Annotated in this window: 18 protein-coding genes; 9 read left to right on the top strand and 9 right to left on the bottom strand. The window is 58.2% G+C overall.

All coding sequences use genetic code 11. The features are described 5' to 3' along the window. Window positions 1-49 precede the first annotated feature (49 nt). From rseP to rpsB, 8 genes are all read right to left on the bottom strand, one after another. A complete protein-coding gene (gene rseP, locus AC3Y64_RS05580; protein ID WP_489986719.1) occupies window positions 50-1,402 on the bottom strand; it encodes a sigma E protease regulator RseP in 1,353 nt (450 codons plus the stop codon). Between the two features lie 54 nt (window positions 1,403-1,456). Beyond that, window positions 1,457-2,647, bottom strand: coding sequence for a 1-deoxy-D-xylulose-5-phosphate reductoisomerase (gene ispC / locus AC3Y64_RS05575; RefSeq protein WP_489986718.1), 1,191 nt, complete (start codon window positions 2,645-2,647; stop codon window positions 1,457-1,459). Continuing rightward, complete coding sequence (locus tag AC3Y64_RS05570; protein ID WP_489986717.1) at window positions 2,644-3,450, bottom strand: phosphatidate cytidylyltransferase; 807 nt, start codon at window positions 3,448-3,450, stop codon at window positions 2,644-2,646. The genes ispC and AC3Y64_RS05570 overlap by 4 nt, the downstream gene beginning before the upstream one ends. After that, window positions 3,450-4,205 (bottom strand): polyprenyl diphosphate synthase, encoded by a 756-nt coding sequence (gene uppS / locus AC3Y64_RS05565; protein WP_122591351.1) that lies wholly within the window; start codon window positions 4,203-4,205, stop codon window positions 3,450-3,452. The genes AC3Y64_RS05570 and uppS overlap by 1 nt, the downstream gene beginning before the upstream one ends. A gap of 14 nt (window positions 4,206-4,219) precedes the next feature. After that, window positions 4,220-4,777, bottom strand: coding sequence for a ribosome recycling factor (frr, locus tag AC3Y64_RS05560; RefSeq protein WP_034156333.1), 558 nt, complete (start codon window positions 4,775-4,777; stop codon window positions 4,220-4,222). Then, entirely contained in the window at window positions 4,774-5,517 is a 744-nt protein-coding gene (gene pyrH / locus AC3Y64_RS05555) for a UMP kinase (protein ID WP_003222124.1), read from the bottom strand. The genes frr and pyrH overlap by 4 nt, the downstream gene beginning before the upstream one ends. A 210-nt stretch (window positions 5,518-5,727) precedes the next feature. Next, window positions 5,728-6,591 (bottom strand): translation elongation factor Ts, encoded by an 864-nt coding sequence (tsf, locus tag AC3Y64_RS05550; RefSeq protein ID WP_093436595.1) that lies wholly within the window; start codon window positions 6,589-6,591, stop codon window positions 5,728-5,730. A gap of 192 nt (window positions 6,592-6,783) precedes the next feature. Then, window positions 6,784-7,521, bottom strand: coding sequence for a 30S ribosomal protein S2 (gene rpsB, locus AC3Y64_RS05545; protein ID WP_003222119.1), 738 nt, complete (start codon window positions 7,519-7,521; stop codon window positions 6,784-6,786). Window positions 7,522-7,894: 373 nt separating this feature from the next. Here rpsB and map point away from each other — a divergent pair, with 373 nt between their 5' ends. The 5 genes from map to AC3Y64_RS05520 all read left to right on the top strand — a co-directional run bounded on the left by map (window position 7,895) and on the right by AC3Y64_RS05520 (window position 14,370). Next, window positions 7,895-8,677, top strand: a complete 783-nt coding sequence (gene map, locus AC3Y64_RS05540) for a type I methionyl aminopeptidase (protein WP_489986716.1) — start codon at window positions 7,895-7,897, stop codon at window positions 8,675-8,677. Between the two features lie 41 nt (window positions 8,678-8,718). Next, window positions 8,719-11,421 carry a [protein-PII] uridylyltransferase gene (locus AC3Y64_RS05535; protein WP_489986715.1) on the top strand — a complete coding sequence of 901 codons (2,703 nt, stop codon included), beginning with the start codon at window positions 8,719-8,721 and terminating at the stop codon, window positions 11,419-11,421. A 44-nt stretch (window positions 11,422-11,465) separates the two neighbouring features. Then, window positions 11,466-12,665 (top strand): succinyldiaminopimelate transaminase, encoded by a 1,200-nt coding sequence (gene dapC, locus AC3Y64_RS05530; protein WP_489986714.1) that lies wholly within the window; start codon window positions 11,466-11,468, stop codon window positions 12,663-12,665. Between the two features lie 159 nt (window positions 12,666-12,824). Further along, window positions 12,825-13,553: a M12 family metallopeptidase gene (locus tag AC3Y64_RS05525; RefSeq protein WP_489986713.1), complete on the top strand. Its 729-nt coding sequence runs from the start codon at window positions 12,825-12,827 to the stop codon at window positions 13,551-13,553. Between the two features lie 61 nt (window positions 13,554-13,614). After that, window positions 13,615-14,370, top strand: coding sequence for a M12 family metallopeptidase (locus AC3Y64_RS05520; RefSeq protein ID WP_489986712.1), 756 nt, complete (start codon window positions 13,615-13,617; stop codon window positions 14,368-14,370). Here AC3Y64_RS05520 and AC3Y64_RS05515 read toward each other — a convergent pair. Then, the gene (locus AC3Y64_RS05515; protein ID WP_489986711.1) at window positions 14,363-15,994 is read right to left on the bottom strand and encodes a Na+/H+ antiporter; all 1,632 of its coding nucleotides are present in this window, start codon (window positions 15,992-15,994) and stop codon (window positions 14,363-14,365) included. The genes AC3Y64_RS05520 and AC3Y64_RS05515 overlap by 8 nt on opposite strands. Before the next feature lie 258 nt (window positions 15,995-16,252). Between AC3Y64_RS05515 and AC3Y64_RS05510 the strand changes: the two genes are divergently transcribed. From AC3Y64_RS05510 to AC3Y64_RS05495, 4 genes are all read left to right on the top strand, one after another. Continuing rightward, window positions 16,253-16,615, top strand: coding sequence for an ArsC family reductase (locus AC3Y64_RS05510; RefSeq protein ID WP_003222107.1), 363 nt, complete (start codon window positions 16,253-16,255; stop codon window positions 16,613-16,615). 33 nt (window positions 16,616-16,648) lie between these two features. Next, a complete protein-coding gene (gene dapD / locus AC3Y64_RS05505; protein ID WP_141128834.1) occupies window positions 16,649-17,683 on the top strand; it encodes a 2,3,4,5-tetrahydropyridine-2,6-dicarboxylate N-succinyltransferase in 1,035 nt (344 codons plus the stop codon). Window positions 17,684-17,816: 133 nt separating this feature from the next. Next, complete coding sequence (locus tag AC3Y64_RS05500) at window positions 17,817-19,022, top strand: aminotransferase class V-fold PLP-dependent enzyme (protein ID WP_489986710.1); 1,206 nt, start codon at window positions 17,817-17,819, stop codon at window positions 19,020-19,022. Then, complete coding sequence (locus AC3Y64_RS05495) at window positions 19,019-19,423, top strand: SufE family protein (RefSeq protein WP_489986709.1); 405 nt, start codon at window positions 19,019-19,021, stop codon at window positions 19,421-19,423. The genes AC3Y64_RS05500 and AC3Y64_RS05495 overlap by 4 nt, the downstream gene beginning before the upstream one ends. The last annotated feature ends 91 nt before the right edge of the window (window positions 19,424-19,514 follow it).

Raw genomic sequence — 19,514 nt, 5'->3', positions numbered from 1 at the left:
AATAAACAAACTGCCGCAAAATGCGGCAGATTCGCAATTCAGCGAAGCGTTACAGTCGACCCAGATCGTTGACCAGAGCAAGCAACATCACCCCGACCACCAAACTGATACCGATCTGTATCCCCCAACCTTGCACCCGATCCGACAAGGGACGACCACGCGCCCACTCGATCAGATAAAACAACAAATGCCCCCCATCCAGTACCGGAATGGGCAGCAAATTCAGAACACCCAGGCTAATACTCAGATAAGCAAGGAAATTCAGGAAATCAGCGACGCCCGACTGGGCAGAAGCGCCCGCCACTTTAGCAATGGTTATCGGTCCACTCAAGTTTTTTACCGAGAGCTCGCCGAACAGCATTTTCTTCAGTGAATCCAGCGTCAGAATGCTCATGGTCCAAGTGCGACGGGCGCCCTCGCCAATCGCGGCCAACGGCCCGTAACTGACTTCGCGGATCATCTCCGGTGGCCAGTCGACAGCTTTTACCCCGGCACCCAGATAACCGCTTGGCGATTTGCTGTCGCCACGCGCCGCCAAGGTCACCGGGACGTCGATTTGAGCATTGTCGCGCTCGATGCGCAGCATGATTTTGGTATCAGGACGCGTACGAACGGTATCAACAACTTGTTGCCAGTCATTAAGAACCTGACCATCGAGCGACAGCAGACGATCACCGGTTTTCAGGCCTGCAGCCTGGGCCGGACCTTTCGAATCAAGCTCCGCGAGTACCGGCGGCAAAGCCGGGCGCCATGGGCGGATACCCAGCGAACGGATCGGATCCGGTTCATCAGCCCCTTTCAGCCAGTGGTCCAGCGCCAGCTCACGCGGCGAATCCGCGGTGGAGCCTTGATCGCGCACCATCAATTGCAAAGAACCGCTTTCGCCGAGACGACGCACCAGTTGCAGATTGACCGCAGCCCAACCCGAAGTCGGCTCACCATCGATGGCGACGATTTCCTGACCTGACGTCAAACCCGCCTTGGCGGCGATACTGCCGGACTCGACCGCACCGATAACCGGGCGTATCTGCTCGCTGCCGAGCATGGCCAGCACCCAAAAGAACACCAGGGCCAAAAAAAAGTTGGCGATAGGGCCGGCGGCGACGATAGCGATACGCTGACGCACCGACTTGCGATTGAACGACTGATCGAGCTGATCGACCGGCACTTCGCCTTCGCGCTCATCGAGCATCTTGACGTAGCCGCCCAGCGGTATCGCGGCAACAACAAACTCGGTGCCTTGCTTGTCATGCCAGCGCAACAGTGGCATGCCGAAGCCTACGGAGAAACGCAGAACCTTGACGCCACAGCGACGCGCGACCCAGAAGTGGCCGAATTCATGAAAGGTGACCAGCACACCCAAGGCGATCAGGGTGCCGGCAATCATATAGAGCGCGCTCATCTACTTTCTCCGCAATCCCGTTCAGTGCCGCGTGTAGCCATTGTGTTGCAAAACCTATCGACTGTGTCGGCTCAGCCATTGCTCAGCCAGAATGCGTGCCTTGGCGTCCGCCGTGAATACGGCATCGAGATCGTCCAACGCAACAACCGGTTCACGGCTCAAGACGTCCTCGATGATACTCGCGATTTCCAGGTAGCGAACCCGTCCGTCGAGAAACGCTGCCACAGCGACTTCGTTGGCGGCATTCAACATGGCCGGGGCGCTGTCGCCCGCTTCAGCAGCTTGCCGCGCCAAACGCAGGCAAGGGAAGCGTTCTTCATCGGGTGCCTCGAAGTCCAGGCGTGCGATCGCAAACAGATCCAGGGGTGCCACGCCAGAATCGATGCGCTCCGGCCAGGCCAGCGCATTGGCGATGGGTGTACGCATATCGGGATTGCCCAATTGCGCCAGCACCGAACCATCCACGTAATCGACCAGCGAATGGATTACGCTTTGCGGGTGGATCACCACCTCAACCTGTGCAGGCTTGGCATCGAACAACCAACAGGCCTCAATCAGCTCAAGCCCCTTGTTCATCATGCTCGCCGAATCCACGGAGATCTTGCGCCCCATGGACCAGTTCGGATGCGCGCAGGCCTGATCAGGTGAAACATGCGCCAACTCGGCCATCGGCGTCTGCCGGAAAGGGCCGCCGGAAGCTGTCAGTAAAATCCGACGCACACCTACCGAACTCAGCCCACGGGCAAAATCCTGTGGCATGCACTGAAAAATCGCGTTGTGCTCGCTGTCGATCGGCAGCAAAACAGAACCGCTTTTGCGCACGGCCTGCATGAACAAGGCGCCGGACATCACCAGCGCCTCTTTATTGGCCAGAAGAATTTTCTTCCCTGCCTCGACTGCTGCCAGCGTCGGACGCAGGCCCGCCGCACCGACAATCGCTGCCATCACGGCGTCGACTTCTGGCGCGGAAGCGACCTGACACAGGCCCTCTTCCCCAACCAGAACGCGAGTCGGCAACCCGGCGGCGCGCAGATCATCCTGCAGACCGCGAGCGGCTTCGACCTGTGGCACTACCGCAAACTGCGGCACATGGCGTACACACAGCGCAAACAACTCACTCAGTCGAGTGAAGCCTGTCAGCGCGAAAACCTGATAACGCTCAGGATGACGAGCGATGACATCAAGGGTACTCAGACCGATCGAACCGGTGGCCCCTAAAACAGTGATCTGCTGAGGACGACTCACGGCGCCGCCATCCAGAGCAATACGGCGAACACCGGGATGGCTGCGGTCAAGCTGTCGATACGATCCAGCACACCGCCATGGCCGGGCAGCAGATTACTGCTGTCCTTGATGCCGGACTGACGCTTGAACATGCTTTCAGTGAGGTCGCCCACCACCGAAATGAACACAATCAACGCCGCGCCGATCAAACCCTTGAGCAATTCGGCTACGGTCCAGTCGCGCACCAGGCCGACGATTGCAGTAATCACCAGACTCAACGCCAGACCACCGTAAACACCTTCCCAGCTTTTACCCGGGCTGACTTGCGGCGCCAGCTTGCGCTTGCCAAAGGCACGACCCGAGAAGTAGGCACCGATATCCGCGCCCCACACCAGCACCATTACCGCCATGATCAGCCAGTTACCCAACGGGTACTGTTTGATCTGCACGAGACCTTGCCAGGCCGGCAACAGGATCAACAAACCAATCACCAGTTTGGTGGCAGCACTGGACCAATGCCCACTGGAGCGCGGGTAGGTCAGGACCAGCCAGGTCGCCACCGCCCACCACAGCACCGACGCACCGAGGACCCACGGAGCGAGGCCGGGCAGGATGTACATGACGAACAGCATCAAAGCGACCACGGCGGCGAAGCCGACACGGAACGATTGTGCAGTGAAGCCTGCCAGGCGCGCCCATTCCCAGGCACCCAGACTCACGACCAGACCGATGAACAACGCAAAGCCGGAACCTTCAAGCAGGAAGAACCCGCACAAGGCGATCGGCAGCAGGATCAGTGCAGTAATGATTCGTTGTTTAAGCATTAAACCCGGGCTCCAGCTTCGACCTGTTCGCTCGTTTTACCGAAACGACGTTGGCGTGAAGCGAAATCGGCCAGCGCATTGCGCATGGCATCGTGTTTGAAGTCCGGCCAGAACAGGTCGGAGAAATACAACTCGGCGTAAGCCAGCTGCCACAGCAGGAAGTTGCTGATGCGATGCTCGCCACCGGTGCGGATGCACAGATCAGGCAGCGGCAGATCACCCGTCGCCAGGCAGGTCTGCAGCAGATCCGGCGTAATGTCTTCCGGGCGCAAATGGCCCGCCTGGACTTCACGCGCCAGACGCTGTGCAGCCTGAGCGATATCCCACTGACCGCCATAGTTGGCAGCGATCTGCAGCACAAAGCGGTTGGCGCCGACGGTCATGGCTTCGGCTTCGCGCATCGCCGCCTGCAACTCCGGATGGAAGCGCGAGCGGTCACCGATGATACGCAGGCTGATGTTGTTGTCGTTGAGGCGCTTGGCCTCACGACGCAACGCCTTGAAGAACAGATCCATCAAGGCACTGACCTCATCGGCCGGGCGCTGCCAGTTTTCACTGGAGAAGGCGAACAGGGTCAACACTTCGACCTTGGCCTCGGCGCACACCTCGATCACCGCCCGCACAGCATCCACGCCCGCTTTATGCCCGGCGACACCTGGCATAAAGCGTTTTTTTGCCCAGCGATTATTGCCATCCATGATGATCGCGACATGGCGCGGCACCGCGGACGGCGCAGTCTGCTTGGTCTTGTCCATTAAAAACTCGACCCTTATACGGCCATCAGATCCGCTTCTTTTTGCTTGGTCGCTGCGTCGATATCAGCTTCAGCCTTGTCGGTGATCTTCTGAATATCGGCAGCAGCACGACGCTCTTCGTCTTCGCTGATTTCCTTGTCCTTGACCAGCTTCTTCAGCTCGCCCAAGGCATCACGACGAATATTGCGCACGGCAACACGCGCATCTTCGGCAGCACTGCGCGCCTGCTTGGTGAAGCCCTTGCGGGTTTCTTCAGTCAGGGCAGGCATGGAGATCAGCAACAACTCGCCCAGGTTGGTCGGGTTGAGGTTCAGGCCAGCGCTCTGGATTGCCTTGTCGACCGCTGCGAGCATGTTGCGCTCGAACGCGACGACTTGCAGGGTGCGCGAGTCTTTAACAGTGATGTTGGCCACTTGAGTGATGGAAGTGTCTGCGCCGTAGTAAGGCACCATCACACTACCCAGAATGCTTGGGTGAGCCTTGCCGGTACGAATCTGACCAAAAGCGTGGGTCAGAGAGTCCAGGGATTTTTGCATGCGCTCTTGAGCGTCTTTTTTGATTTCGTTGATCATTGTTGACCTTCCTCGATCAGGGTGCCTTCAGCGCCGCCATGGACGATGTTCAGCAGGGCACCTGGCTTGTTCATGTTGAATACGCGCAACGGCATCTTGTGGTCGCGGCACAGGCAAATAGCGGTCAGATCCATCACGCCCAGCTTGCGATCCAGTACTTCATCATAAGTCAGATGATCGAACTTCTCGGCATGCGGGTCCTTGAACGGATCTGCAGTGTAAACGCCATCGACCTTGGTCGCCTTGAGCACAACGTCGGCGTCGATTTCGATTGCACGCAGGCAGGCTGCCGAATCCGTGGTGAAGAACGGATTGCCGGTACCGGCCGCGAAGATCACGACGTCTTTGGAGTTCAGGTGGCGCATGGCTTTGCGACGATCATAGTGATCGGTCACGCCAACCATGGAAATGGCCGACATCACGATGGCCGAGATATTGGCACGCTCCAGCGCATCGCGCATGGCCAGGGCGTTCATCACAGTGGCCAGCATGCCCATGTGGTCGCCTGTTACCCGATCCATACCGGCTTTGCTCAGGGCTTCGCCGCGGAACAGGTTGCCACCGCCGATCACCAGACCGACCTGTACGCCGATGCCAACCAGCTGGCCGACTTCCAGCGCCATGCGATCCAGTACTTTCGGATCGATCCCGAACTCTTCCGAGCCCATCAGGGCCTCGCCGCTAAGCTTGAGTAGAATGCGTTTATAGCGAGCCTGATAACCACTGCCCTGCTGAGCCATTGCGAATCTCTCCTGCGGCGTATTTTAAAAATTCTTTGCGAGCTGTTTACAGCTGGCGTTCACTCTAGCTTGGCGCTGCTTCAGCGCCATCGGAACATGGCTTTGTAAGTCAGTTCCAGAAGTAAACCAATTAAAAATTGGTTACCCCATCTGAAAAGAGGCTGCGCGCGTGAGCGGGCAGCCTCTTTCGGGCGACAGTTGAAAACTGTCTTATTGCTTGGCGGCAGCCAGCTGGGCAGCAACTTCTTCAGCGAAGTTGTCGACCGGCTTCTCGATGCCTTCGCCTACTTTGTAGTAAGTGAAGGAAACGATTTCTGCGCCGCCTTTCTTGGCCAGCTCGCCAACCTTGATTTCAGGGTTCTTGACGAACGCCTGCTCAACCAGGCTTGCTTCTGCCAGGAACTTGCTGATACGGCCTTTGACCATGTTCTCAACAATGTTTTCTGGCTTGCCTTTGATCTTCTCTTCGTTCAGCTGCAGGAACACAGCTTTTTCACGCTCGATCGCTTCAGCCGAAACTTGCGAAGGCAGCAGGAACTCAGGGTTGCTTGCAGCTACGTGCATCGCGATGTCTTTGGCCAGCTCGACGTCACCGCCTTTCAGAGCCACAACAACACCGATCTTGTTGCCGTGCAGGTACGAACCTACAACGTCACCTTCGATGCGGGTCAGACGACGGATGTTGACGTTTTCGCCTACTTTGGCAACCAGTGCTTCGCGAGCAGCTTCTTGCGAAGCGATCAGCGGAGCAGCGTCGGTCAGCTTGTCAGCGAAGGCTTTTTCAACGCTGGCAGCAACGAAGTTTTTGAAGTCGTCTTGCAGAGCCAGGAAGTCGGTCTGCGAGTTCACTTCCAGGATAACGGCAGCTTTACCGTCGTCCTTGATTGCGATTGCGCCTTCAGCGGCAACGTTGCCAGCCTTCTTCGCAGCCTTGATCGCGCCCGAAGCACGCATGTCATCAATGGCTTTTTCGATGTCGCCGTCAGCCTTTTCCAGGGCTTTCTTGCAGTCCATCATGCCTTCGCCGGTACGCTCGCGCAGTTCTTTGACCAACGCTGCAGTAATTGCTGCCATTTTCAAATTCCTCTTGGATAGGTTTTCAACCATTCCACCCGATCGAACGGGCGTTCAATTCGTCCCGAGCCCCACTTTGTAGCTGCTGCACGTTACAGGAGCTGTAGCTGCGCTGCCGACAAATGGTTTTCGAGGTGGCAAAAAGGGGGCCAAGCCCCCTTTTTGCTTACTGAGTCAACGCCAGGGCGTCAATTACTCAGCTGCAGCCTGAGTTTCTTCAGCTGCGAATTCAACAGTACCGCCAGCAACGTTGTTGCGACCGCGGATAACTGCGTCAGCCATCGAACCCATGTACAGCTGGATAGCGCGGATTGCGTCATCGTTGCCTGGGATGATGTAGTCAACGCCTTCCGGGCTGCTGTTGGTATCGACAACGCCGATGACCGGGATGCCCAGCTTGTTGGCTTCGGTGATCGCGATGCGCTCGTGGTCAACGTCGATCACGAACAGTGCGTCTGGCAGACCGCCCATGTCCTTGATGCCGCCCAGCGAACGATCCAGCTTTTCCAGGTCACGGGAGCGCATCAGCGCTTCTTTCTTGGTCAGCTTGGCGAAAGTACCGTCTTCGGCTTGAACTTCAAGGTCACGCAGACGCTTGATGGAAGCACGAATGGTTTTGAAGTTGGTCAGCATGCCGCCCAACCAGCGGTGATCGACGTACGGCGAACCGCAACGTGCTGCTTCTTCAGCAACGATCTTGCCAGCGGAACGCTTGGTGCCGACGAACAGAATCTTGTTTTTGCCCTGGGCCAGACGCTCTACGAAAGTCAGAGCTTCGTTGAACATTGGCAGGGTTTTTTCAAGGTTGATGATGTGAATCTTGTTACGCGCGCCGAAAATGTACTTACCCATTTTCGGATTCCAGTAACGGGTTTGGTGACCGAAGTGCACACCGGCCTTCAGCATATCGCGCATGTTGACTTGGGACATGATAGTTCCTTAATAAGTCGGGTTTGGCCTCCACGTATCCCAATGACCAACCAATGGCATTAAGCCAAGGGCACCCAGGTCATCGTGTCGACACGTGTGTGGATTTAAGCCTTTCGGGGTATCCCCGGAAAGCGGCGCATTTTATACCACAGGGTGCGCAGAAACGGAACACGAAATCTGTATTCGCACCAAGGACATGAGCGCAGCCCCCTTGGAATCGGCGTCAGGCGCACCATTGTATAGAGAGAAGCGATGCACGCGAGCGCGGATTTGCGCCGTGCGTCTGTTAGAATCGCGTTTTTCAGGGTCGCAAAACGAACACTTGCCACCCCATTCGTATCAGCAAGCGCCGCCGAGCGCAGAGAGAGCCTGTATGACCGTCAACCTCAAAACTCCCGAGGACATCGCTGGCATGCGCGTCGCCGGCAAACTGGCCGCCGATGTGCTGGAAATGATTGCCGAACATGTCAAACCGGGCGTCACCACCGATGAGCTGAACCAGATCTGCCATGACTACATCGTCAATGTGCAGCAAGCCATCCCTGCCCCGCTCAACTACAAGGGCTACCCGAAGTCGATCTGCACCTCGATCAACCATGTGGTCTGCCACGGGATTCCGAACGACAAGCCGCTGAAAAACGGCGACACCCTGAACATCGACGTGACCGTGATCAAGGACGGCTACCACGGCGACACCAGCCGCATGTTCCACGTCGGCGAAGTGCCAGTCTGGGCCGAGCGTCTGTCGCAGACCACTCAGGAATGCATGTACAAGGCGATCGAAATCGTCAAACCCGGCTGCCGCCTCGGCGACATCGGCGAAGTGATCCAGAAGCACGCTGAAAAGAACGGATTCTCCGTGGTTCGCGAGTTCTGCGGCCACGGCATCGGCAAGGTTTTCCACGAAGAGCCGCAGATCCTGCACTACGGTCGCGCCGGCACCGGCATGGAGCTGAAGGCTGGCATGACCTTTACCATCGAGCCGATGATCAACCAGGGCAAGGCCGACACCAAAGTATTGGGCGACGGCTGGACCGCGATCACCAAGGACCGCAAGCTCTCGGCGCAGTGGGAACACACCCTGCTGGTGACCGATACCGGGTACGAGATCTTCACTCTGCGCGCCGACGACACCATCCCGCGCATCTCGGCCTGATCCAGAAAACGCTCCCAGCCTTATAGAAGGAAAGCCAATCGATGCCGCAGGTGGATCCCGAACTCTTCGACCGCGGCCAGTTCCAGGCTGAACTGGCCCTTAAAGCGAGTCCTATCGCGGCGTTCAAGAAGGCGATCCGCCAGGCTCGCGAGGTACTCGACACGCGTTTTCGCAATGGCCGCGACATTCGCCGCCTGATCGAAGACCGCGCCTGGTTCGTCGATAACATCCTGCAAAAGGCCTGGGACCAGTTCAACTGGAGCGAAGACGCTGACATCGCGCTGGTCGCGGTCGGCGGTTATGGTCGCGGTGAGTTGCATCCTTATTCCGATATCGACCTGCTGATCCTGCTGGACAGCGCCGATCACGAAGTCTTCCGCGATTCCATCGAGCGTTTTCTCACTTTGCTGTGGGACATCGGCCTGGAAGTCGGTCAGAGCGTTCGCTCTGTCGATGAATGCGCCGAAGAAGCCCGCGCCGACCTGACCGTGGTCACCAACCTGATGGAAAGCCGCACCATTTGCGGCCCCGAGCGTCTGCGCCAGCGCATGCTCGATGTCACCAGCACCGCGCACATGTGGCCGGCCAAGGAGTTTTTCCTCGCGAAGCGCGCCGAACAAAAGGCTCGCCACCACAAGTACAACGACACCGAATACAACCTGGAACCCAACGTCAAAGGCTCGCCGGGCGGTCTGCGAGATATTCAGACCATTTTGTGGGTTGCCCGTCGCCAATACGGCACCCTGAATCTGCGCGCCCTCGCCGGCGAAGGCTTCCTGGTCGAGAGCGAAAATGCTCTCCTCGCCTCCTCTCAGGAATTTCTCTGGAAGGTGCGCTACGCCCTGCACATGCTCGCCGGTCGCTCCGAAGACCGCTTGCTGTTCGACCACCAGCGCACCATTGCCGGTTTGCTCGGCTTTGAAGGCGACGACGCCAAACAGGCAGTCGAAAACTTCATGCAACAGTATTTCCGCGTGGTAATGAGCATCGCCCAGCTCAGCGACCTGATCATCCAGCATTTCGAAGAGGTCATCCTCGCCCCGGAAGACGAAGCACCGCCGCAGCCGATCAACGCGCGCTTCCAGCTGCATGACGGCTATATCGAGGCGCGCAACGACAACGTGTTCCGTCGCACACCGTTCGCCATGCTCGAGATCTTCGTGTTGATGGCGCAACAACCGGAAATCAAAGGCGTGCGCGCCGACACCATTCGCTTGCTGCGCGAACACCGTCACCTGATCGACGACAATTTCCGCAACGATATTCGCAACACCAGCCTGTTCATCGAGCTGTTCAAGTGCAAGATCGGCATCCATCGTAACCTGCGCCGGATGAACCGTTACGGCATCCTTGGCCGCTATCTGCCGGAGTTCGGTTTTATCGTCGGGCAGATGCAGCACGACTTGTTCCACATCTACACGGTCGATGCGCACACGCTGAACCTGATCAAGCACCTGCGCAAATTGCAGTACACGCAAGTGTCGGAAAAATTCCCGCTGGCCGCCAAGCTTATGGCCAAGCTGCCCAAGCCCGAACTGATCTACATGGCCGGTCTGTACCACGACATCGGCAAGGGTCGACACGGCGACCACTCGGAGATCGGCGCGGTCGATGCCGAGGCGTTCTGCCAGCGCCATCAGTTGCCAGTGTGGGACAGCCGCCTGATCGTCTGGCTGGTGCAGAACCACTTGGTGATGTCGACCACCGCCCAGCGCAAGGACTTGTCCGATCCGCAGGTGATCCATGATTTCGCGCAGGCGGTCGGCGATGAAACACGCCTCGATTATCTGTACGTGCTGACCGTCGCCGACATCAACGCGACCAACCCGACACTGTGGAATTCATGGCGAGCGAGCCTGTTGCGCCAGCTCTACACCGAAACCAAACGCGCCTTGCGTCGCGGGCTGGAGAATCCCGTCGACCGCGAAGAACAGATCCGCCAGACCCAAAGCGCTGCACTGGATATTCTGGTGCGCGGCGGCACCGATCCTGATGATGTCGAGCAATTGTGGGCGCAGTTGGGCGATGACTATTTCCTGCGCCACACCGCTGGCGATGTGGCCTGGCACAGCGACGCGATCCTGCAGCAGCCCGTCGATGGCGGGCCGCTGGTACTGATCAAGGAAACCACTCAGCGCGAGTTCGAGGGCGGCACGCAGATCTTCATTTATGCACCAGACCAGCATGACTTCTTCGCCGTGACCGTGGCCGCGATGGATCAGCTCAACCTGAACATTCACGACGCACGGGTCATCACGTCGAGCAGCCAGTTCACGCTCGACACCTACATCGTGCTCGACAACGAAGGCGAATCGATCGGCGACAACCCGGCGCGGGTCAAGCAGATCCGCGAAGGCCTGACCGAAGCCCTGCGCAACCCGGATGACTACCCGACGATCATTCAGCGCCGGGTGCCGCGCCAGCTCAAGCATTTCGCCTTTGCGCCCCAGGTGACGATCCACAACGACGCACAACGCCCGGTGACGGTGCTGGAATTGACCGCACCTGATCGCCCGGGACTGCTGGCGCGGATCGGCGGGATTTTCCTCGAGTTCGACCTGTCGCTGCAGAACGCCAAAATTGCGACCCTGGGCGAGCGAGTAGAAGACGTATTCTTCATCACCGACGCGCACAACCAGCCGTTGTCCGACCCGCTGCTGTGCAGCCGCTTGCAGGATGCGATCGTTGAGCAACTGAGCGTCAATCAGGAACCCGATATCAAGCTTTCGCGCCTCAGCATCTGATGGCGCGCACGGATTCAAATGGCTTAGCACGAGACCCAGCCCCCATGAACAACGCTTTGAACCAGCTCCAGCCTTACCCGTTCGAAAAGCTCCGCGCTCTGCTCGGCACCGTTACACCGAACCCGGACAAACGCCCGATCGCCCTGTCGATCGGCGAGCCGAAACACCGCTCGCCGAGCTTTGTCGCCGAAGCGCTGGCCAACAGTCTGGATCAGATGGCGGTGTACCCGACCACCCTTGGCATTCCCGCGCTGCGCGAAGCGATTGCCGGCTGGTGCGAGCGTCGTTTCGGCGTGCCGAGCGGCTGGATCGATCCGGCGCGCAACGTGCTGCCGGTCAATGGCACCCGCGAAGCGTTGTTCGCCTTCACCCAGACCGTGGTCAACCGTCGCGACGACGCGCTGGTGGTCAGCCCGAACCCGTTTTACCAAATCTACGAAGGCGCGGCGTTCCTCGCCGGGGCCAAACCGCACTACCTGCCGTGCCTCGACGAAAATGGCTTCAACCCGGATTTCGACGCCGTTTCCCCGGACATCTGGCAGCGCTGCCAGATCCTGTTTCTGTGCTCGCCGGGCAACCCGACTGGCGCACTGATTCCAGTCGACGTGCTGAAAAAGCTGATCGCGCTGGCTGACGAATATGACTTCGTGATCGCCGCCGACGAGTGCTACAGCGAGCTTTACTTCAACGAACAAACGCCACCGCCCGGTCTGCTGACAGCTTGCGTCGAACTGGGTCGCAACGACTTCAAGCGTTGCGTGGTGTTCCATAGCTTGTCCAAGCGTTCCAACCTGCCAGGCCTGCGTTCCGGTTTTGTCGCCGGCGACGCTGACATCCTCAAGGGCTTCCTGCTCTATCGCACCTACCACGGCTGTGCGATGCCGGTGCAAACGCAATTGGCCAGCGTCGCGGCCTGGAACGACGAAGTCCATGTGCGCGCCAACCGTGCGCTGTACCGCGAGAAGTTCGACGCGGTGCTGGAGATTCTCAGCCCGGTGATGGATGTGCAGCGCCCTGATGGCAGCTTCTACCTGTGGCCGAACGTGCAGGGTGATGACGCTGCATTCTGCCGCGATCTGTTCGCTGAAGAGCATGTCACCGTGGTGCCGGGCTCCTACCTGTCGCGCGACGTTGACGGCGTCAATCCAGGTGCGGGTCGCGTGCGCATGGCGCTGGTTGCGCCGCTGGCCGAATGTGTAGAAGCGGCTGAACGAATTCGCGACTTTATTATTCGTCGCAAGTAACTACAAAGTGCCCGCGCCAGGCAATCTGGCGCGCCGGCTTAATTGCCAGGTTACATATCAAACTATTTCCCGGCTTTCTCCGCCTGCAGACCAAAGTTAGTCTTGAAGTGCTTACTCATTTCAAACAAACAAACTTTGACCACCAGGAAGAGAACCGACATGCATTCGATTCTGGATTTGCAATTACCCCCTGCCTTAGATGAACAAACTTCTTTCGAAGCGGCGATTAACGAAAATCCAGCCAACGCTGGCGCAACCACGGGCAATCGTCGCAAGCGCTCCCTGGTGAACTACTCGAAGCTCTGGGCAAACGGTCGAACGCTGAAAATCGCCTTTATGGATAATCCAGAAGCCGGGCACAAACAAAAGATCATTGATATTGCCAGCCAGTGGATGCAATACGTGAACCTGACGTTTGATTTCGTCGAGGGCAAGGAAGGTGATATTCGCATTGCGACCGAGACTCCCTACAACAGCTCGGTCCTGGGCACCGACGCGCTGATCATCGTGCCTTACCAGGCCACTCTGAGCCTTGCCGTCAAGCCTGATCATGAAGACTTCGTGACCATCGTACTGCACGAGTTTGGCCACGCACTTGGCGCAATGCATGAACACCAGCACCCGAAAGCCAACATCCCGTGGGACAAGCCGAAAGTTTATCAACACTATCAAACCCGCGAGATGAACCCGCTGACAATAGAGCAAGTGGATCAAAACCTTTTCACACCATTCAACTCATTCGAGGCGCTGTATCTTGATTACGACAAGAAGTCGATCATGCACTACCCCGTGCTTAACAGCCTGACACTGGGTAACTGGAAAACCTCGATCAACCGGAAAATCAGCAAAAAAGACAAACAACTGATGCGATTGCTTTACCCGAAATAAAGCACTAAACGGCTCACACTCAAACAGCTATTTTTCAAACAAATAACAAGGATTGTTAATAATGAACACACCCAATGCGTGTACAGCACTGAAGCCCTCGGACATTGCTGCCTCCTATGCAACAGCCATTAGCGAAAACCCCGCAAACAGTTCTGCCCCCTCTTCTGGCCGAAAAAAGCGCAGCGTCGTCCGGCATACAAAGTTCTGGGCACCGGGACGTACTCTGCGAATTGCTTTTCTGAGTGGAAGCGAGGCATTCAAAGATGCCGTCAAGCGAGCCGCCAGTCAGTGGCTGCCCCACATCAACTTGAAGTTCGATTTCGTTGAAGGGCCTGAAGGCGATATACGAATTCAAGCCGGGCAAGGCCAGTACTGGTCGAAAGTCGGCACGGACGCTTTGCTTGAAACAGAAGGCCCGACCATGGAGATTGCAGAATGGATGCTCCAGCCGAAATTATTTGCTCACTACGTCATGCATGAATTTGGTCACGCTTTGGGGGCAGAACATGAGCATTTACACCCGGAGGCCAACATCCCATGGAACAAAAGTGCGGTTTACGAAGCGCACTGGGTTCCCGAGGATGCCGATGAAGAGAACTTCCAGCGCAAGGCCGTTGACGAGCGTTACTTCAATCTTCTGGATAAGAGCGAAGTCAATTATTCGAAGTACGATCCGAAATCCATCATGCACTACCAGATTCATCAATCGTGGACACACGGTGACTTTCAACTATTTTTGAACCTGGAGCTCAGCGAGAAAGATAAAGCCTTTATGGCAAAAGCTTATCCCGCCAGCGACTGCGCTGAGACTATTTGATCTGCCCCAGATTGGCTTCGCTCAGATCAAGATCTGCCAGCACTTCCCTGAGTACGTCATCGCCGATCTGGTGATGACGACTGAGGCTATACAGCTCAAGGCGCTGTGCCCGCAGCGCCTTCAAACGTAAACGGCGCTCCAGCAGATCCATTTGGAACGCCAGCGCCTGGGCTTCGGCCGAGTCGTTGAACACTTCGAGTTGATGGCGATATTCGGACATGATCCGCGCCTTCAGCTCTGTGGCCAGTGCCGCTTGAGCCGCATCCTGAGGGGCGGCTTCTTCAGTCTCAAGCGCGTGGATCGCCGCCTCTGCGGTTTTGCGCCAAGCGTCGCGAACTTCCTGACGACGCTTGTCGTCCGGGCTTTTTTCGATGCCACGCAATAACAACGGCAGAGCGATACAGGCCGAGATCAGCGACAGCAGAATCACGCCCGCAGCAATAAAGATCAGCAGATCACGCTCGGGAAATGCCTCTGCGCCCATCAACATCGGCACCGACATCACACCCGCCAGCGTCACCGCCCCGCGCACGCCACCGACGGTCAGCAGCCAGCAAGAGCGCGCGGTCGGCACTTGGGTCAGATCGCCCTTCCCGCGCCAACGGCGCAACAGTACCGACAAGCGCCATATGCTCTGCACCCAGATAAACCGCAACAGCACCAGGGCGAGGAAAATCGCCACGACATCGAGACAGCGATAAAACAGCGTCGGCCACAACGTCGGCTCGTGGCTGACCACGGCTTTGATGATGTCCGGCAATTGCAGGCCGAGCAGCAGGAAGATCAGACCGTTGAAGGCAAACTCCAGCAACGACCAGACGCTGCGGTTGAGCAAGCGAGTGCTGGTCTGCCGGGGCAACAGATCGAGCCAGCTCTGCATCATCCCCGCCGCCACCGCCGACAGAATGCCCGAGACGCCGAGGCGCTCGGCCAAGACATACGCGGCAAACGGCAACAGCAGCATGAACACCACGTGAGTCGCCGGATCGTCCCAACCGCGCGCGATCATCCACGCCCGCAGACGCCCGACCAGCCAGCTCAGGGCCACACCGACCGCCAGTCCGCCCAGCGCTACGACGACAAAGGTCAGGCTGGCGTTGGTCAGCGAAAACACGCCGGTGATGGCTGCGGCCAGGGCGAACTTGAAGGTCACCAGACCCGACGCATCGTTCATCAGCGCCTCACCTTGCAGAATGTGCATCAGCGGTGTCGGCAAGCGGTTCTGCGAAATCGCCGAAACCGCCACGGCGTCAGTCGGCGACAGCACAGCGGCCAGTGCAAATGCCACCGGCAACGGAATTGCCGGCAACAACCAGTGAATGAAGTAACCGGCGCCCACCACTGTAAACAGCACCAACCCCACGGCCAGCGTCAGGATCGGTCCGCGCAGATGCCAGAACTCGCGCTTGGGCATGCGCCAGCCATCGGAAAACAGCAGCGGTGGCAGGAACAGAAAAAGGAACAACTCCGGGTCCAGCGCTACATGCAGACCGAGCGTTGGCCAGGCGAGCAAGGCGCCGGCGGCGATTTGTACCAGAGGCAATGGCAGCGGGATGACCCGACCGACCAGACGCGAGACGCTGACCAGCATCAGCAGGATCAGAACGGTGTAGGCGGTTTGCATAAAGCGGAAATCTCAGACAATCGACAGCGTTGAACTGCCATATTAGCCGCTTAGGCTGTGTCTGACCGTTGCACCTATGTCGCACACCCCTTTTGTAGGAGCTGCGGCACGCTGCGATCTTTTGATCGTTAAAAACAGAATCAAAAGATTGCAGCCTCGTTTCACTCGACAGCTCCTGCAGGGTTTTGCGCTTTAGCTTCTGGGTCATGGCATAATCCGTCACCATTTTTCTCCAGCACCTGTAAAGGGGGCGATTCCTTGACCGTTTCAAGTAAAACGTTGCACCTTTTCGGCATCAAAGCCTGCGACACCATGAAGAAGGCGCGCACCTGGCTCGATGAACACGCTGTCAGCTACGACTTTCACGATTACAAAACCGCCGGCATCGACCGTGAGCACCTGACCCAATGGTGTGACGAACACGGCTGGCAAACGGTGTTGAACCGCGCAGGCACGACCTTTCGCAAACTCGACGACGAACGCAAAGCCGATCTCGACCAGTCGAAAGCCATCGAACTGATGCTCGCTCAACCCTCGATGATCAAGCGCCCGGTGCTCGATCTCGGTGACCGAACCCTGATTGGCTTCAAGCCAGATATCTACGCGGCCGCTCTGAAGTAAGCAGCCCGTCACTCTTTGTAGAGGTGTATTCACATGTCCAATTCCCTGTTCAGCATCGCCTTTGGTGTCGGCACTCAGAACCGTCAAGGCGCCTGGCTGGAAGTGTTCTACGCACAGCCACTGCTCAATCCTTCGGCCGAACTGGTCGCTGCTGTTGCGCCGATCCTCGGTTACACCGAAGGCAACCAGGCCATCACTTTCACTACCGCACAAGCGGCGCAACTGGCTGAAGCCGTGAAAGGCATAGATGCCGTGCAAGGCAAGCTGCTGACCCGTCTGGCCGAAAGCCACAAGCCACTGGTCGCCACCCTGCTGGCCGAAGATGCTCAACTGACTTCGACGCCTGAGGCCTACCTCAAGCTGCACCTGCTGTCGCACCGTCTGGTCAAGCCACACGGCGTGAGCCTGGCCGGTATTTTCCCGTTGCTGCCGAACGTGGCGTGGACCAGCCAGGGCGCCATCGACCTGAGCGAACTGACCGAAATGCAACTGGAAGCCCGTCTGCGCGGTGAGCTGCTGGAAGTTTTCTCGGTGGACAAGTTCCCGAAAATGACCGACTACGTGGTTCCGGCCGGCGTGCGTATCGCTGACGCCGCGCGTCTGCGTCTGGGCGCCTACGTCGGTGAAGGCACCACCGTGATGCACGAAGGTTTCATCAACTTCAACGCTGGCACCGAAGGCCCGGGCATGATCGAAGGCCGCGTATCGGCTGGCGTGTTCGTCGGCAAAGGTTCGGACCTGGGCGGCGGTTGCTCGACCATGGGCACCCTGTCGGGCGGCGGCAACATCGTGATCAAGGTTGGCGAAGGCTGCCTGATCGGCGCCAACGCTGGTATCGGTATTCCGTTGGGCGATCGCAACACTGTTGAGTCGGGCCTGTACGTGACCGCTGGCACCAAGGTTGCGCTGCTGGACGAAAACAACAACCTGGTTAAAGTCGTGAAAGCACGTGAGCTGGCCGGTCAGACTGACCTGCTGTTCCGTCGCAATTCGGAAACCGGCGCTGTGGAATGCAAAACCCACAAGTCGGCGATCGAACTGAACGAAGCGCTGCACGCTCACAACTAAGTGCTTGAATAATCCATTGTAGGAGTGAGCCTGCTCGCGATGCTTTTAGCGCCCTCACGGACGCCATCGCGAGCAGGCTCACTCCTACAGGATTTGGCGTACATCCCGCCCCTCTTCACCAGGGCTAGAAACCGTGATGATTCCCTCCCCCTGGCGTGCCGATTTCCCGGCCATCGCCGCACTGCAACGGCAAGACCAGACTTATCTGGACAACGCCGCCACCACGCAAAAACCCCAAGCCCTGCTCGACGCACTGACGCATTACTACGCGAACGGCGCGGCCAATGTGCATCGCGCGCAACACCTGCCCGGCGCTCATGCCACGCAGGCGTTCGAGGACAGTCGGCGCAAGGTTGCCCAGTGGCTGAATACCGGTGACAGCGGGCAAATCATCTTTACCCACGGCGCCACCAGTGCGCTGAACCTTCTGGCCTATGGCCTGGAACATCTTTTCCACCCGGGCGATGAAATTGTCATCAGCGCCCTGGAGCATCACGCCAACCTGCTGCCGTGGCAGCAACTGGCGCAACGTCGCCATCTGAAACTGGTGATCCTGCCGCTGGACGCCGACGGTTTGATCGACCTTGCCGCCGCCGTACATTTGATTGGCCCACGCACGCGATTGCTCGCGGTCAGTCAGTTGTCCAACGTGCTCGGTGCCTGGCAACCGTTGCCGGCACTGCTGGGCATGGCCAAAGCGCAGAACGCGTTGACCGTGGTCGATGGCGCGCAAGGCGTGGTGCATGGTCGCCATGACGTACAGGCGCTGGGCTGCGACTTCTATGTGTTTTCCAGTCACAAGCTCTACGGCCCCGATGGTCTCGGCGTGTTGTTCGGGCGCACCGCAGCGCTTGAGCAGTTGAAGCCATGGCAGTTTGGCGGCGAGATGGTGCTGGAAGCCAACTACCAGGATTCGCGCTTCCGCCCCGCTCCGCTGGGTTTCGAAGCGGGCACACCGCCGATTGCCAGCGTGATCGGCCTCGGCGCGACCCTCGATTATCTGACCGGTCTGGATCAAGACGCGGTGTCGGCCCATGAAGCGGCGCTGCACGACTATCTGCTGCGCGGCCTCGCGGCGCGTAATGGCATTCGCCTGCTCGGCAAGCCGCAACTGGCCTTGGCCAGTTTTGTCGTCGAGGGTGTGCATAACGCCGATCTGGCGCATTTGCTGACCGAGCAAGGCATCGCCGTACGCGCCGGCCATCACTGCGCGATGCCACTGCTGAAAAGCTTTGAGCTGGCCGGGGCGATTCGCGTGTCGCTGGCGTTGTACAACGATTCCGAGGATCTGGAGCGCTTTTTTGAAGCGCTGGATCAGGCGCTGGAGTTGTTGCGATGAGTTTGCCGGTCGAAGCCGCTGAGGCGCTGCAGACTTTTCAGAACGCGGCGGGCTGGGAACAGCGCGCGCGGTTGTTGATGCAGTTTGGTGATCGTTTGCCGCCGCTCAGCGATGCGGACAAGTGCGAGGCCAACCGGGTGCATGGCTGTGAGAGTCAGGTGTGGCTGGTTGGGGAGTTGCGTGACGGTCACTGGCAATTTAGCGCCAGCAGCGATGCGCGGATGATTCGCGGGTTGGTGGCGTTGTTGCTGTTGCGGGTTAACGGGTTGTCGGCCGCTGAGTTGCAGCAGGTGGATTTGCCGGACTGGTTCAATCATCTAGGCCTTTCGCGCCAGCTATCGCCGTCGCGCAGTAATGGCCTGAATGCCGTGCTCCAGCGAATGAATGAGTTGGCCGGTTAATCGCCATCGCTGGCAAGCCAGCTCCCACAGGTATTTCATTGGATTCACCTTGTCTGTGAACACCATAGAACCCTGTGGGAGCTGGCTTGCC

The organism is Pseudomonas sp. 4CAES_32.4 (assembly GCF_058136335.1).
This window is presented reverse-complemented; position numbering and strand designations above follow the sequence as displayed.